The sequence below is a fragment of the Bradyrhizobium lablabi genome, assembly GCF_001440475.1.
Classification (GTDB): domain Bacteria; phylum Pseudomonadota; class Alphaproteobacteria; order Rhizobiales; family Xanthobacteraceae; genus Bradyrhizobium; species Bradyrhizobium lablabi.
Window position 1 is genome coordinate 27,685 of record NZ_LLYB01000072.1, and the last position, 13,396, is coordinate 41,080.

The 13,396-nt window shown below is 60.9% G+C and carries 8 protein-coding genes; 7 read left to right on the forward strand and 1 reads right to left on the reverse strand.

Going from position 1 to position 13,396, the window contains the following annotated elements; genetic code table 11:
- Positions 1-761: 761 nt before the first annotated feature.
- A complete protein-coding gene (locus CQ14_RS19445) occupies positions 762-2,630 on the reverse strand; it encodes a hypothetical protein (protein WP_156435166.1) in 1,869 nt (622 codons plus the stop codon).
- Between the two features lie 524 nt (positions 2,631-3,154).
- On the opposite strand from CQ14_RS19445, the gene CQ14_RS19450 reads away from it, so the two are divergent.
- The 7 genes from CQ14_RS19450 (at position 3,155) to CQ14_RS19480 (ending at position 13,349) form a co-directional block, all read left to right on the forward strand.
- On the forward strand, positions 3,155-6,391 hold the full coding sequence (locus CQ14_RS19450) for an efflux RND transporter permease subunit (RefSeq protein ID WP_082649946.1): 3,237 nt from the start codon (positions 3,155-3,157) through the stop codon (positions 6,389-6,391).
- Positions 6,388-6,873 carry a hypothetical protein gene (locus tag CQ14_RS19455; RefSeq protein ID WP_156435168.1) on the forward strand — a complete coding sequence of 162 codons (486 nt, stop codon included), beginning with the start codon at positions 6,388-6,390 and terminating at the stop codon, positions 6,871-6,873. The genes CQ14_RS19450 and CQ14_RS19455 overlap by 4 nt, the downstream gene beginning before the upstream one ends.
- Before the next feature lie 61 nt (positions 6,874-6,934).
- Positions 6,935-10,087: an efflux RND transporter permease subunit gene (locus CQ14_RS19460; RefSeq protein WP_245320418.1), complete on the forward strand. Its 3,153-nt coding sequence runs from the start codon at positions 6,935-6,937 to the stop codon at positions 10,085-10,087.
- A gap of 1 nt (position 10,088) precedes the next feature.
- Complete coding sequence (locus CQ14_RS19465) at positions 10,089-10,784, forward strand: hypothetical protein (protein WP_057859466.1); 696 nt, start codon at positions 10,089-10,091, stop codon at positions 10,782-10,784.
- A complete protein-coding gene (locus tag CQ14_RS19470; protein WP_245320416.1) occupies positions 10,781-11,989 on the forward strand; it encodes a PepSY domain-containing protein in 1,209 nt (402 codons plus the stop codon). Before CQ14_RS19465 ends, CQ14_RS19470 begins: the two co-directional genes overlap by 4 nt.
- A gap of 138 nt (positions 11,990-12,127) precedes the next feature.
- On the forward strand, positions 12,128-12,427 hold the full coding sequence (locus tag CQ14_RS19475; protein WP_057859468.1) for a PepSY domain-containing protein: 300 nt from the start codon (positions 12,128-12,130) through the stop codon (positions 12,425-12,427).
- A 64-nt stretch (positions 12,428-12,491) separates the two neighbouring features.
- The gene (locus CQ14_RS19480) at positions 12,492-13,349 is read left to right on the forward strand and encodes a hypothetical protein (protein WP_245320417.1); all 858 of its coding nucleotides are present in this window, start codon (positions 12,492-12,494) and stop codon (positions 13,347-13,349) included.
- Positions 13,350-13,396 lie beyond the last annotated feature (47 nt).

The window sequence follows — 13,396 nt, forward strand, 5'->3', positions numbered from 1 at the left end:
ATGCGGGAAAACCCCAACAATCCGGGACCAAACAGACCATCCCGATAACAGCGATGATGGCCATTCCTGAATTTCAAGACCGGTGCCTTAAACCACTCGGCCACCCTTCCAAACCAATAATTTCAGTCGCTTAGCGCACGTTGTTGCGGGACGCAATGAGAACAGAGTGAGCTTCGGGGCCAATTTGGGGACAAAGGGCTTTCAAAATTGGCCCCACCCAGCGACTGCCCGTAGGAAGGGGCCGCGCCAGAGAGCGGCCCTTAGCGTCCTTGCTNACCAGCCGCGAATGATGAACCTTGGTCTGCTGTAGCCGGAGCGATCATAGTANGCCGGGGCCAGCGTAATAGTTGTAGCCCCGGCCGGGGAAGTAGCTGGGGTCGTAGTAATAGCGCAGGACATAGCGCGGTCCTCGGGTCCGCCAGCAGCGTCCATAATACTCGTTGCAGACCAGACCGACCCGATCGACGTTGGAGACTTCGGCCGAGCTGATCGTCGTCGCGTTGATGGGCGCGGCGGAAGCGGCGGACGCGAGCAGCGCGGCACCGAATACGCCCAGTGCGATGGCCTTCATGGAGTTCTCCCTTCGGTTGGCCTTGCAGCAGCGTGCGTCCGGGGGAAAGCATCAATTGGCGTTGGAACGCCATCGCTCACGACCGGGTTCTGGTGTACCGAAACGCTCTCAGTCTCATATCCGGGCGATGAGATCGGTGTCGCCGGCGCGCAGGCCCGCCAACCGCGACCGGCCGCGGGTGGCTACGTCCTTAAAAATTGAGCTGGATCAATCCGAACCAACCATGCGCGACTCTACCCGTGCCGCCGGCGCTCACCGGATAGTCCCAGTTGGCTGAATATTCCACGGCCACCTTCAGCCCGTCCATCACCCACTCGCCTCCGGTGAGGAAAAGCCGGTGTTGCGGGACGAATCCGATCCGGGTTGGTATCCCGTTCTGCAGGATCGATACGCCGGACATGTCTTTGCTGCCGGAATATCCCACCGAGATGTAATCGCCCTGCGCGCCGATCTCCTGTATCCACGGATTCCAGTCGAACTGGTAGGCAATCGAGGCCTGCCAGGTCATCGGCATCATGTTCCGCGTAATGCCGAGTCCATCGATAAACCTGGCGTCCTGAATTGCGGCATTTACCTCACCCACGAACGCGAACGGGCCGAAACTGGTTTTGAGGCTCGCGGCCACTCCAGGAATCCGGCCGATCTGACTTAGGAACGGCAGGTAGGACGTACGCAAAAATCGGCTTTCGAAAACGGAGGTGTCGTAGTCGACATGGAAGTCAAGGGTCCATGGGCAAATCAGCGAGTCCTTCAACTGGTCATAGGGCACGCCGCAATGGCCCCTCGTCCGGAAACCGAGACTGGCATTGTAATCGTCGATTTTCGTCCGGCCGGGGATGATGCTGTCGCTGCCTCTGTAGGCCATGACCGAGCCGTAGAAGGGCGCCGGGTCGAAGGGGAACGTGACTGGCGTAGGCCGGAACGGTCGCTCAGGCAGCGGGGTGTAGCCGAGCCAACGCATCAACTGGCTTACGGCCGGTGCGACGACCAACGGACTAACGCGTGGAACAACGACAGGCGCCGGCGGCGGCTGCCGTGGTGGGGTTGGCCAGGCGAATTCCAGACCTCCCGCCGTCTGACGGTTTTCAAATACTTCGGTCGTGAGCGGAGTGCCGATTGATAGCGTATCCAGGCGTGCCACACCCGTGGAGGTGCCGAAATGCAAGACCTCCACGCCGAAGCGGGCCGCGATCGGGAATTGCATCAGATCGCCGACTGAAATGTGAGTCCGATCAAGCGTGAAGCGATCCACGCCTACGCCGGGGATGTTGGTCGGCACCACAGGTTGATTCCCGGTCGGGAATATCGCGCCAGTGCCGTTGTCGAAGTGCAGCACCAGGGCGCCGGTCAACCAGTCGCTCAGCTTGATATCGAAGTCGAGCTCCGCTGTACCCAGCGCGAGGTTTTCCTGGGTTGGGCCGGTGAATGAGCCGGTCCGCGAGGCCACGCCTTCAACCACGCCGCTCAGAGAGAGGAAGCTATTGATCTTCGGCCCCGTCTTTGAAAGCGAGTCGCGGATGATCTGGCGCGTCGCGTTCTCTTGCGCAGCCCAGATGACCTCCAGGTCTTTTACGCGAACGCCGAGCGGCCTCTTCGCTGCGGCTTCGGACAAATCCGGGGCGGGCAGAGTGGGCGGCGCGGCGGGCGGCGCCGCAACCGCCGGTGCGGGTGCCGCCGCAGTGGCGACGGCTGTCGCACGCTCATGCGTCGTTGCAGGGTTGATCCGTCGTGCCGCCGGCGCGCGCTCCAGAGTACTGAGGCGCTGGGAAAGTTTGCGGTTCTCTGCCTTCAACTCCTGGAGCATGCGCTTGAGATCTGCGATGTCCTCGTTCTCCCCGGCAGCAGCATGAGAAGGGACGAGCAGGATGAGGCTGAACAATGCCGGTACAGCGCCAAAGATCAGCGGGCACCGGGAGTAGTCGCGGTGCCAACCGTGCGGAGTTGTCTTCAATGTGCCAGCTTCTGCAGCATGCCGACGTCGCCCAGATTCGGCGACGCGCTCGTCCCGATTTCCCCAGATCATGCGCGGCCCCATCACCACCGCAGTTCGACGCCACATGGTCGAACGAACTCGTTCACAACAATTCCGCTCTGGTAATCAGACTGTCTCAGCCAGCGTTTCATCCGTCAGGCCGATTACAGACAAGAGCCCGCTCAACAACGCGGAGCAAATAATTGCCGGAGCCCCCCAGCAATGTTGGGATAAGAGTGACGCGGATGGCGAATTACGCAAGCGCCACGAAGTTATATATCCAAAGTGATGTAGCCAGAGTACAGGAGGAGCCGCGAACAGCCTCATCCTCTGTCCGGCAACCTCAAGTGGCTGCAGGGTTTTTGCCACCTAAGCCTTCAAAGTGCGTAAACACACGTGACCCAATTGGACCCAGCATGTAATCCAAATTGGTGGATTGTGCCGAAAAGAACATCAACTTAACATTTACCATCGCCTCTGGTCCTCAGCCTGGTCCAGGAAAGGCAACGTTACCTCACTAGGCGTTAGCACGACCGAAACAGAGCCGGCGCAAGGCCGACAAAAAATTTCGGACTCGTGGGGAATAGTTGAGGAACGATTGTGTTGCCACCATGAGCGACACAGCGGTCAGAAAATCCCGCATTCAACGGGCCCTAGCAAGCGGAGTTCGATTACAGACACAGATCGAAGACAACCAGAGGACGAAAGAGGGGGGCGTCAAAATGTTGGCGTGGCTCATATCCTCTAGCGTGCGTTTGCGCACCCTCATTGTAGTTGTCGCCGCGGGCCTGCTTATCCTCGGTGCCGTTGACGTCAGGAATAAACCGCTCGACGTCATCCCCGAATTGGCGCTTCCCTCGCTCACCGTGAAGACGGAATCGCTTGGCCTCTCCAGCGCCGAGGTCGAATCGTTGATTACCGTGCCGCTGGAGGCAGACCTGCTGAACGGCGTGCCGTGGCTTCAAGCCATCCAGTCGGAATCGATGGCGGGACTTTCGACGATCGAGATGATCTTTGCACCCGGCACCGATCTGATGAAGGCGCGCCAGATGGTGCAGGAACGGCTGACGCAGGCACGTGCGCTGCCGAACGTCTCCAGCCCGCCGACCATGCTTCAGCCGGTTTCCTCGGCCAGCCGAGTGATGAACATCGGCCTGAGTTCGAAATCGGTCTCATTGATCGACATGTCTGTTCAGGCGCGCTGGAACATCGCGCCGCGCCTTGCCGGAGTTCCGGGTGTGGCGAATGTCTCGATATGGGGTCAGCGGGAGCGGCAGGTGCAGGTGCTTGTCGATGGCCGGAACCTGAACAAGAAAGGCGTCAAGCTCGATCAGGTGATCAAGACGACAGGTGAGGCGGTATGGTCCTCGCCGCTTACCTACCTGAACTCATCCACGCCCGGTACCGGCGGCTTCATCGAAACGCCGAACCAGCGGCTCAGCATCCGTCACCAGCTGCCGATCTCCACCGTGGGGACCTTCGCCAAGGTCCCGCTCAGCGGCACGACCACGAGCGTCGGCGACGTCGCCTATCTCGTCGAGGGGCATCAGGCGCTGATCGGAGACGCCATCGTCGGCGAAAACCCCGGCCTGATGGTGGCGATCGAGAAATTCCCCGGCTTCAACACATTGGACGTAACGCGCGGCGTTGAGCGCGCGCTCAACGAACTGAAACCCGGGCTGCCCGGTATCGAGATCAATACGACCATCTATTATCCCGCGAGCTTCATCGAGCGTGCGACCAGCAATCTGGGCAAGGCCGTGCTCATTTCGATCATCCTGGCCGCCGTTATGCTCGGTCTTCTGATGGGCAGCTGGAGGACCGCGGTTATCGCCCTGGCCGCGATCTCTCTATCGTTCGTCTGCGCTGAACTGCTGTTAAAGGCAGCCGGAATCCCGCTTAGCATGATAGTCGTCGGTGGCCTGCTGATGGCGTCCGGCGTGATCGTGCATGACGGAATTATCGACGTCGAAAATGTGCTGCACCGCTTGCGCGCGCCGCAACGCGACGGTCGGCCCGGCTTCATGGTCGTCGTCCGTGCAATGCTGGAAACGCGTCGGCCGATGCTGTACGCGTCGCTGATCGTCATACTCGCAGTTCTGCCCGTTTTGTTCATGTACAGCCGGTCCGCCGCGTTCTTCGCGCCGATGGCCTGGGCCTATATCGCCGCCGTGTCCATCTCGATGCTGGTGGCGTTGACCGTGACCCCCGCGCTGGCCGCAGTGCTGCTCGCCAATGCGCCACTGACGCCGACGGGCGGTCCGATCAGCGATAGGCTGGCCGGACCTTTCGATCGGGTCCTCGGCCGCGTCGTCCACGCGCCGCTCGCCTGCATCGGCGCCTGCGTTGCGGCGGCGATCGCGTGCTTCGCGCTCTGGAGCCCGCTCGAACGCAATATGGTGCCCAGCTTCAGAGAGACGGATCTGGTGATCGAATGGCAGGGGCCGCCCGGCACCTCTTTGCAGGCAATGACCCGATCGACCGAGAACCTGATCCGCGATCTGCGGCAGATCCCGGGAGTGCAGAACGCCTTTGCCAATCTCGGACGGGCCGTTCTTTGCAACTGCGAACGCGCGACGGACGTGAATGCGGGGCAGGTGTGGGTCAACATCGATCCGAAGGCCGATCGCGAAACAACGGTCGATGCCGTCGAAGCTGCCATCACCGCCTATCCGGGGATGCGCGGCAAGCTTGGGACATACCTGTCCACGAAGCTGCGCGAGGCGCTCACCGGTGACCCGGATTCCATTACCGTGCGTGTCTATGGCAACAGCCTCGATGTCATTCGCGCCAAGGCAGAGGAGATCCGCGCATCGATGGCGAAGATCCCCGGCATTGAGGATCCTCGGGTCGAATTACAGGTCGAAGAACCCTCGATCGAAGTCAAGGTGGACGTCGATCGCGCGGCCAGTTACGGCCTGAAGCCGGGCGACATCCGCAGGGCGACCTCCGCGATGGTCGGCGGCATCACCGTCGGTGCGCTGTTCGAGGACCAGAAGGTTTTCGATGTAGTCGTCTGGGGGCGCCCGGAGTTGCGCGACAACATCGATGACGTGCGGAATCTGATGATCAACAGCGAGAGCGGGTCCCAGGTTCGCCTGGCTCAGGTTGCGGATGTCCGCATCGCGCCGGCCTACAGCATCATCCAGCGACAGGGGTCGTCGCGTCGTATCGATGTTTCCGCGAAAGTGGACGAGCGGGCACTCGGTGATGTGGCGGATGATGTCGCCAGGAATGTCAGACAGATCGCATTCCCGTTCGAGCACCGTGCCGAGGTACTCGGCGAATACAAGGAGCAGCGAGCTTCTCTGCGATCGATATACAGCTACATGGCAGCGGCGGCGGTGTTGATGTTCCTGCTGACGCAGGCGGTGCTCCGCAGCTGGACACTCAGCGCCCTGTCGCTGCTCGGTGTACCGGTCGCTGCACTCGGCAGCCTCGCCGCGGCTGCAATCAATGACGGTCACTTCTCGCTTGGTTCTTTGCTGGGTCTGGCAGCGGTGCTCGCACTGATGGTGCGGCAGGGTATAGATCTGGTCGCCCGTTTCCAGCATCTGCAATTGAATGAGGGTGAGCCGTTCGGCGAAAAGCTGGTGCGGCGTGGCGTGGCGGAACGGTTCCCGAGCATCATCGCATCATCGGTAACGACGCTCGCTCTGGTGCTTCCGTTCGCGATCATGGGCGATGTCGCCGGACTTGAAATCGCGCACCCGCTCGCGCTCTCGGTCTTGGGCGGCGTCGTTACCATGACGCTCGGAACGTTGTTCGTGCTGCCGGCGCTTTACCTGCGGTTCGGCGCCGGCTGGACCGCCGACCGGCTCGATCTTGAAATGGAGACCGCGTCATGACCGCCGCTTGTGCCGCTTTCAAAGGCTATCAAAAGGGGGAACGTCGCATGGCCCGCTTCAACGCGTTGATGGTCGCGGCATCGGCCGCGTGCCTCGCAGCGTCCTGTCTCTCAGCACTGGCCGCGGAGTCGACCGTCAAAAAGAGCGCGCCCGCGCGGGTCGAGGCCACGACCGACGCAAAGATCAAGAAGATTACGCTCACGCCAAAAGCGGCGGAACGGCTCGGCATCCTCATTGACGAGGTGCGCACCGATCCGTCGGGCCGCCGGATCGTGCCATACGCATCTGTTCTGTACGACCTGACTGGAAAGACGTGGGTCTATATCAGCGCCGATCCACTGACTTTCGTTCGCGGCGCCGTGGAGATCGACACTATCAAGGGTGACAACGTGTACCTGAGTGACGGCCCACCTGCCGGCACGAAGGTGCTTGCGGCGGGAGTGCCGCAGGTCTTCGGTACCGAGGTGAAGGTAGGTCACTAGCTGCACGTCGAAATTGTTTTTCCACAGCGGCTTCGGCCTGAGTGGAGGGATTTTTCCGATGATGAGGCTAATTATTGGTTCGAGTCTGCGCTTTCGTTACCTCGTGCTTGCCCTTGGCGTGGTGCTGACCTGGTTTGGCGTCGCACGCCTGCGGGATGTGCCCGTGGACGTCTTCCCGGAATTCGCGCCACCGCGGGTCGAGATCCAGACCATCTGTCTTGGGCTTTCATCTGCCGAAGTCGAGCAACTTGTCACGGTGCCGCTGGAAAACGCGCTGAACGGCGTCCCGGACATCGAGGTGATGCGTTCGAAGTCGGTAGGCCAATTGTCCTCAATCGTGTTGATCTTCAAATCCGGCGTCGACGAGATCCGCGCGCGGCAACTGGTCAGCGAGCGGATGGCGCTCGCGACCAAGAGCTTGCCGACATGGGCCGCACCGCCGTTCATGATGCCGCCGTTGTCCTCGACCAGCCGGATCATGAAGATCGGCATTACCTCGCAGGACAAGTCCGTGATGGACCTGTCGATGCTTGCCTATTGGACTATCCGCCAGCGGCTGCTCGGAGTTCCCGGCGTTGCGAACATCGCGATCTGGGGAGAGCAGCTCAAGATGCTTCAGGTCATGGTTGATCCGAAGCGGATGGCCGCTGCGGATGTCACGCTCGACCAGGTACAGGAGGCGGTTTCCGATGCCCTCGACGTTGGCCTGTTGCGCTATGCTCGTGGCGCGCATATCGGCACCGGTGGCTTCGTCGAAACACCCAATCAACGCTTCCAGCTTCGTTTCGTCGGCTCCGGCGTTACGCCGGAGACGCTGGCCAAGGTACCGGTAACGCACGTTGCCGGGAAGCCGCCGCTGCTGCTCAGCGATGTGGCCGATCTTGTCTATGCGCCGCAGGGAATGATTGGCGATGCCGTCATCAATGACGGTCCAGGCCTCATGCTTATCGTCGAAAAGTTTCCCTGGGGCAACACGCTGGCCGTCACCCGCGGGGTGGAGGAGGCGCTGGAGAAGATGAAGCCAGGCCTTCCGGGGGTCGAGATCGATACGACCATCTTCCGGCCGGCGACTTTCGTCGAGGACTCGATCAGCAATCTATCCTGGGCACTGTTATTGAGTTGCCTGCTTGTCGCGGGAATCATACTCATCTTCCTCTACGAATGGCGTACCGCGATCGTCTGTATAGTCGCCATTCCACTGTCGCTGCTTGCAGCTGGACTGGTTTTGTTCATGTCCGGTGCCTCGGTCAACACGATGACCTTGGCGGGTTTCGTGATCGCGCTGGGGATCGTCGTCGACGACGCGATCCTCGACGTCGAGAACATCATGCGGCGCCTGCGTCTGGCGCGGCGAGGGGGCGATACACGTAGCACAGCGCGCATCATCCTGGACGCTTCGCTCGAGATGCGGGCGCCGATCGTCTACGCGACCCTTATCGTGGTCACCGCAGTTGTGCCCGTCCTGTTCATGCAGGGCTTGACCGGATCCTTCTTCAAGCCGCTGATTGCCGCCTATGTACTCGCGATTGCGGCCTCGCTCGTCTTGGCGATGACGGTGACGCCGGCGCTCTGCCTGTTGCTGCTGCGTAACGCACAACTCGAAGGGCGTGAATCACCGGTCATCGTCTGGCTGCTGCGCCAATACGCGCCCTTGCTGGAACGTGTCACCCGGACACCAGGCATGGCCTATATCGCTATCGCAGTCGTGACGCTCTCGGGGATCGGTGTTTGGCCACTGCTCGGCCACTCGCTGCTGCCCTCGTTCAAGGAGCGCGACTTCCTGATGCACTGGGTTACTACCCCCGACGCGTCGCTTCCCGAGATGCTGCGCATCACGACCCGTGCGAGCAAGGAGCTGCGAGCCATTCCGGGCGTACGAAATTTCGGCGCCCATATCGGTCAGGCCTTTGCTGCCGACGAGGTCGTCGGCGTTAATTTCGGGGAGAACTGGATCAGCATCAGCAAGGAGGCCGACTACGACAAGACGCATGCCAAGATCGAGGAAATGGTGGAAGGCTATCCCGGGCTCTACCGCGATGTGCAGACCTACCTGAAGGAACGCATTCGCGAAGTCCTGACCGGCGCAGGTGAGGCGATCGTCGTGCGCATCTTCGGCCCGGATCTCGACGTTCTCAGGGACAAGGCGGACGAGGTCCGCGCAGCACTCGCGGACGTTCCTGACCTAGTCAACCTGCACAAGGAGTTGATGGTCGAAATACCGCACATTCAGGTGACGGTGAAGTTGGACGAGGCGCTAGGTTACGGTCTGAAGCCGGGTGATGTCCGGCGTGCCTCTGCGACCCTCATGGCCGGAGAGGAAGTCGGCGACATCTTCATCGGCGGACGTACCTACGATGTGCAGGTGTGGACCCCTCCGGAATTCCGCCGAAGCGTCGACTCGGTGCGGCAGATGTTGATCAACACGCCGACCGGTCAGCGCGTGCAACTGGCGGAAGTAGCGGACGTCGGCATTCGTCCGACGCCGAATGTTATCAAGCGTGAGGCGAGCTCCCGTCGGATCGACGTGCAGGCAAATGTCAAAGGACGCGATCTCGGCGCGGTCGCCAAGGACGTGCAGTCGCGTTTGGACAAGCTTGAGTTTCCGCTCGGCTACTACGCCGTGCTGCAAGGCGAGTATCAGGAACTAAGCACCGCGCGGAGGCGACTCGAACTGCTCTCCGTGCTGGCGCTCGCCGTCATCTTCGTCCTTCTGCAACAGTCGTTTGAAAGCTGGCGGCTGGCAACGCTCAGTTTTGTGACCCTTCCTTCAGCGCTGGTCGGCGGCGTGCTGGCGGCGTGGCTGGCAGGAGGGGTGATTTCCCTTGGCTCACTCGTCGGTTTCCTGACGGTGCTTGGCATCGCCGCCCGCAACGGGATCATCATGATCAACCACTTCCAGCATCTGGAACGCCATGAGGGAGAGATATTCGGCATGAAGCTCGTGCTTCGCGGCGCGAGCGAGCGGTTACGGCCGATCCTTATGACGACCGGCGCCGCCGGGCTCGCGATCCTGCCACTGATCATTTTCGGCGACCTGCCGGGGCACGAGATCGAATATCCGATGGCGGTCGTCATTCTGGGCGGCCTCGTGACGTCGACGCTGCTCAACCTGTTTATCTTGCCTGCATTTTATCTGCGTTTCGGCCGCGGCATGAGCCTGTCGACGGATCGACCGGCCGCGCCGGCAGCGGCACAAATATCTGGGAGCGCATGACATGAAAACCATGTGGCGCCACAACAGTTGGATTGTCGCCGCCGCTGCGGCTCTGTCCGCTCTTGCGTACGCGGAAGCCACGGCCGAGGACGGCCGCTTTCAGAAGCTCCTCGTTTATCTCGAACGCAATGTACAGGATCATGATGCCGAGATCCGGTTCGAGGCCACTGGGGCGGAGGATGGGCTGGCCGCGCTGAAGGTGATGGCGCCGGGCGAGCGCACGGTGATCGACCTCAGATCGCCAGACTCGAAGTTGGGAATTCGCAGTCTCACTCTCGAATCGCCCGAGCCCGATGATGACAAGATCGTGCGGGCAGATTTCCCGGCGGGCGCTTATCGTTTTGAGGGAACGACGACCAAGGGGGCGAGCCTGCGCGGTGAGGCGCGGTTGAGTCACGTGTTCCCGAAACCCGCCGCGTTCGAATATCCGCGGCCTGATCAGAAAGACGTACCCGCCACCACGCTGACCCTGCGCTGGTCTGTGCCGGAGGGAATCGAGGGCTGCGCCGTCGTGATCGAGCAAACCGGCTCGGCCTACGAAATCCGGGCGCTTCTGCCGGGCTCAGCAAGATCCTTCACGGTACCTGAAGGGTTCCTGCGCGCCGGCAAGGCCTACAAATTCGCGATCGGGACCGTCGCAAAGGATGGCAACCGGTCCTTCATCGAAGCCGGCTTCACCACGGCGAGGGCGCGATGAACCAGCCCGCGCGAAATATCAGATCGGCCCAACGGCCATATCGGGCCAAAAATTCCGCAACCTTGGGCGACGGTTGGCCGGATCGCCGTCCGCAACTGGAGGGCATTGAGATGTTCGACAAGCAGGGTTTGGAGCGACAGGTGAAGACGGCGAGCGGGCCATCTGGCCGGCTGGCCAGGTGGCGTGCCGCGCTCATGGCGGGCGGTGTTCTGACCGCTGTTGGCTTTACGCTGGCTGGGGGCGCGGTGGCAGGCGAGATCAAAGACGAACCGCGCTTTAAGCATCGTCAAGATTTTTCATCGTTGAGGGATTGGAATCTGAAAGCCGAGAATATCATCCCACACGGGGCTAACCCGCTTTATTACCCGATCGTGCCAGGCCACAAGCACGTGCATGAGCGGCCCGATCACCCGGACGGCAAATATCGCAAGGAGACCGTGGTCCTGGATAGCACGGAAGATTTCGATATTGCTGGCATTGGCAAATTTAAGACCGCAGTTGTGCAGGAAGAAGAATATATTGACGGCGTCCTGACACAGCGCGCGCTCAACTGGTTCGCCCTCGATAAGACGACCAACAGCGTCTATGCCTTCGGCGAAGTGAGTTGGGAGATCGACGAAGGCAAGCCGGTTTTCGCTGGTACCTGGCGAGCGGGTGAACTCGATGGCGACGTCGTCGCCGAACCGGGCCTGTTGATGCCCGGTACTTTCACGGTCGGCGGCCGTTATCTATTCGACGGCGGTTCCGTGAATTTAGGCGGCTCCGAAAACATGGAGACAGGCATCGAAATGACGGTTCCAGCCGGGACCTTCAAGAACTGCGTCCGAGTTCGCGAGCAGGGTCTGCGCGAACTGCACGACATCACCGACAAGATCTGGTGTCCGGTGGTTGGCGTCGTGGCCGACACCTCGGACGGCAAGCTCATCGTTTCCAATGCACTGCCGAAGGATAACCCGGCCGCGGACGTCTCAAGCGTCGGGAAGCTGCGCGACAAACCGCTGAAGTATACCCCGCCCGTGGCGAAGGTCTCGGGAGACCAGGCGACGAAGATCGCGCTCGCGGAGATTCCGGGCAAAGTCACGTCCGTGAAGATCGAGCGGAAGAAAGGCAAGAATGTCTATGTGGTCGAGATCCAGACGCCGAAGGATGGCGAGAAAGACGTCTTTGTCGACATCGAGTCCGGAAAGATCGTCGGAACGGACTGATGTCGAACGGTGCGAGCGCCCTGATCCACGATTTTCATCGCACGGGTTTCTCCTCCCACGGGTGGCGAAATCGTGGATCACGGGCGGATCCCTCCGCACTCCGTTCCGGCGTGACGATTGAACGGGAAGGATACCGCCATGAAGAGGATGATCCACTGGGGCCTGCTCGCCAGTCTTCTTCTTGTTGCGCCAGCCGTGGTCGTCGTGCAGGCGCAGCAGCCGGGCCCTTCGAAAGAGCGAGCGCCGCCTGCGGCAAAGATCACGGAAGAACAGGCGAAGAAGATTGCGCTTGAGCGCATCCCCGGCAAAGTCACCGACGTGGCGATCGAGAAAAAGGGCGGCAAGAATGTCTACGTGATCGAGATCCAATCACCGGAACAGGGAGAGAAGGACGTCTTCGTCGACATCGAGACCGGAAAGATTATCGGGACGGATTGACATGTGCCGGCTGCATACGAGGTTCGTGATTGGAAAGGATCGCGCCATGAAGAGGGCAATTTACATGGGCCTGTTCGCCGTCCTGCTCGCGCCGGCGACAGCCGTGGCGCAAGCACAGGCACCGAAGGGCCTTGGCACCGAGGAATTCGGCATGTCGCCACGCGAGCTGGTTCAGGCGATCGAGAAGACCGAGGGGTTGATCGCGCAATGCATGCGCGAACAAGGCTTCCAGTACATCGCGGCCGACCACAATACGGTGCGGGCGGGCATGTCGGCGGACAAGCACCTTCCAGGCCTCAGTGAGGAGGAGTTCGTCAGCCGTTATGGCTTTGGCGTATCTACCTTCTACACGGGTCTGCCGCCTCAGCTATCGACCGGCTACAGTCCCGCCCGTGTCGGTCTCGGCGAACGCAACGTACAAATTTTCCGCAAGCTTTCCCCCGCGGACCAGGTCGCTTACAATCGCGCGTTGCTGGGGGACGACCTGAGTAGCACCTTCGCGGTCGCCTTGGAGATCGAGGATTTGTCGCGGACCGGCGGTTGCACGCGCAAGGCCCTCACTGAAACATTCAAACCGGATCAGCTCAAGGCCAGCCACTACAATCCCCAGGATGCGCTGATCAACAAAGACCCTCGCATGAAGGCCGCGCTTGGGTATTGGCAGCGGGAAATGAAGAAGGCCGGCTTCGAATACGGCCACCCGGACGAAATCGAACCCGATTTGCGAAACCGGCTCAGCACGCTGACCGAGGGCGGCAAGCTATTCGTTTCCAAGATGTCGCAGGACCAGAAAGCCGCTCTGCGGAAACTGCAGGATTATGAGCGTCTGGTTGCGGCCAAGAGCCACAAAATGCAGGAGGAGGTGCTGACGCCAGTCGAGGAAAAGATCCAGGAGGAGCTGTTCTCCCGGAAAGTGCAATAGACCAATTAGGATGTACACCCCCATACTTCCCCGGATCGGCGGCTATG

What these genes read in the sequence shown, in the direction of transcription:
- CQ14_RS19450 (WP_082649946.1), top strand. Translation starts at nt 3,155, where the DNA reads ATGAGCGACACAGCGGTCAGAAAATCCCGCATTCAACGGGCCCTAGCA.
- CQ14_RS19475 (WP_057859468.1), top strand. Translation starts at nt 12,128, where the DNA reads ATGAAGAGGATGATCCACTGGGGCCTGCTCGCCAGTCTTCTTCTTGTT.
- CQ14_RS19465 (WP_057859466.1), top strand. Translation starts at nt 10,089, where the DNA reads ATGAAAACCATGTGGCGCCACAACAGTTGGATTGTCGCCGCCGCTGCG.
- CQ14_RS19460 (WP_245320418.1), top strand. Translation starts at nt 6,935, where the DNA reads ATGAGGCTAATTATTGGTTCGAGTCTGCGCTTTCGTTACCTCGTGCTT.
- CQ14_RS19480 (WP_245320417.1), top strand. Translation starts at nt 12,492, where the DNA reads ATGGGCCTGTTCGCCGTCCTGCTCGCGCCGGCGACAGCCGTGGCGCAA.
- CQ14_RS19455 (WP_156435168.1), top strand. Translation starts at nt 6,388, where the DNA reads ATGACCGCCGCTTGTGCCGCTTTCAAAGGCTATCAAAAGGGGGAACGT.
- CQ14_RS19445 (WP_156435166.1), bottom strand. Translation starts at nt 2,630, where the DNA reads ATGTGGCGTCGAACTGCGGTGGTGATGGGGCCGCGCATGATCTGGGGA.
- CQ14_RS19470 (WP_245320416.1), top strand. Translation starts at nt 10,781, where the DNA reads ATGAACCAGCCCGCGCGAAATATCAGATCGGCCCAACGGCCATATCGG.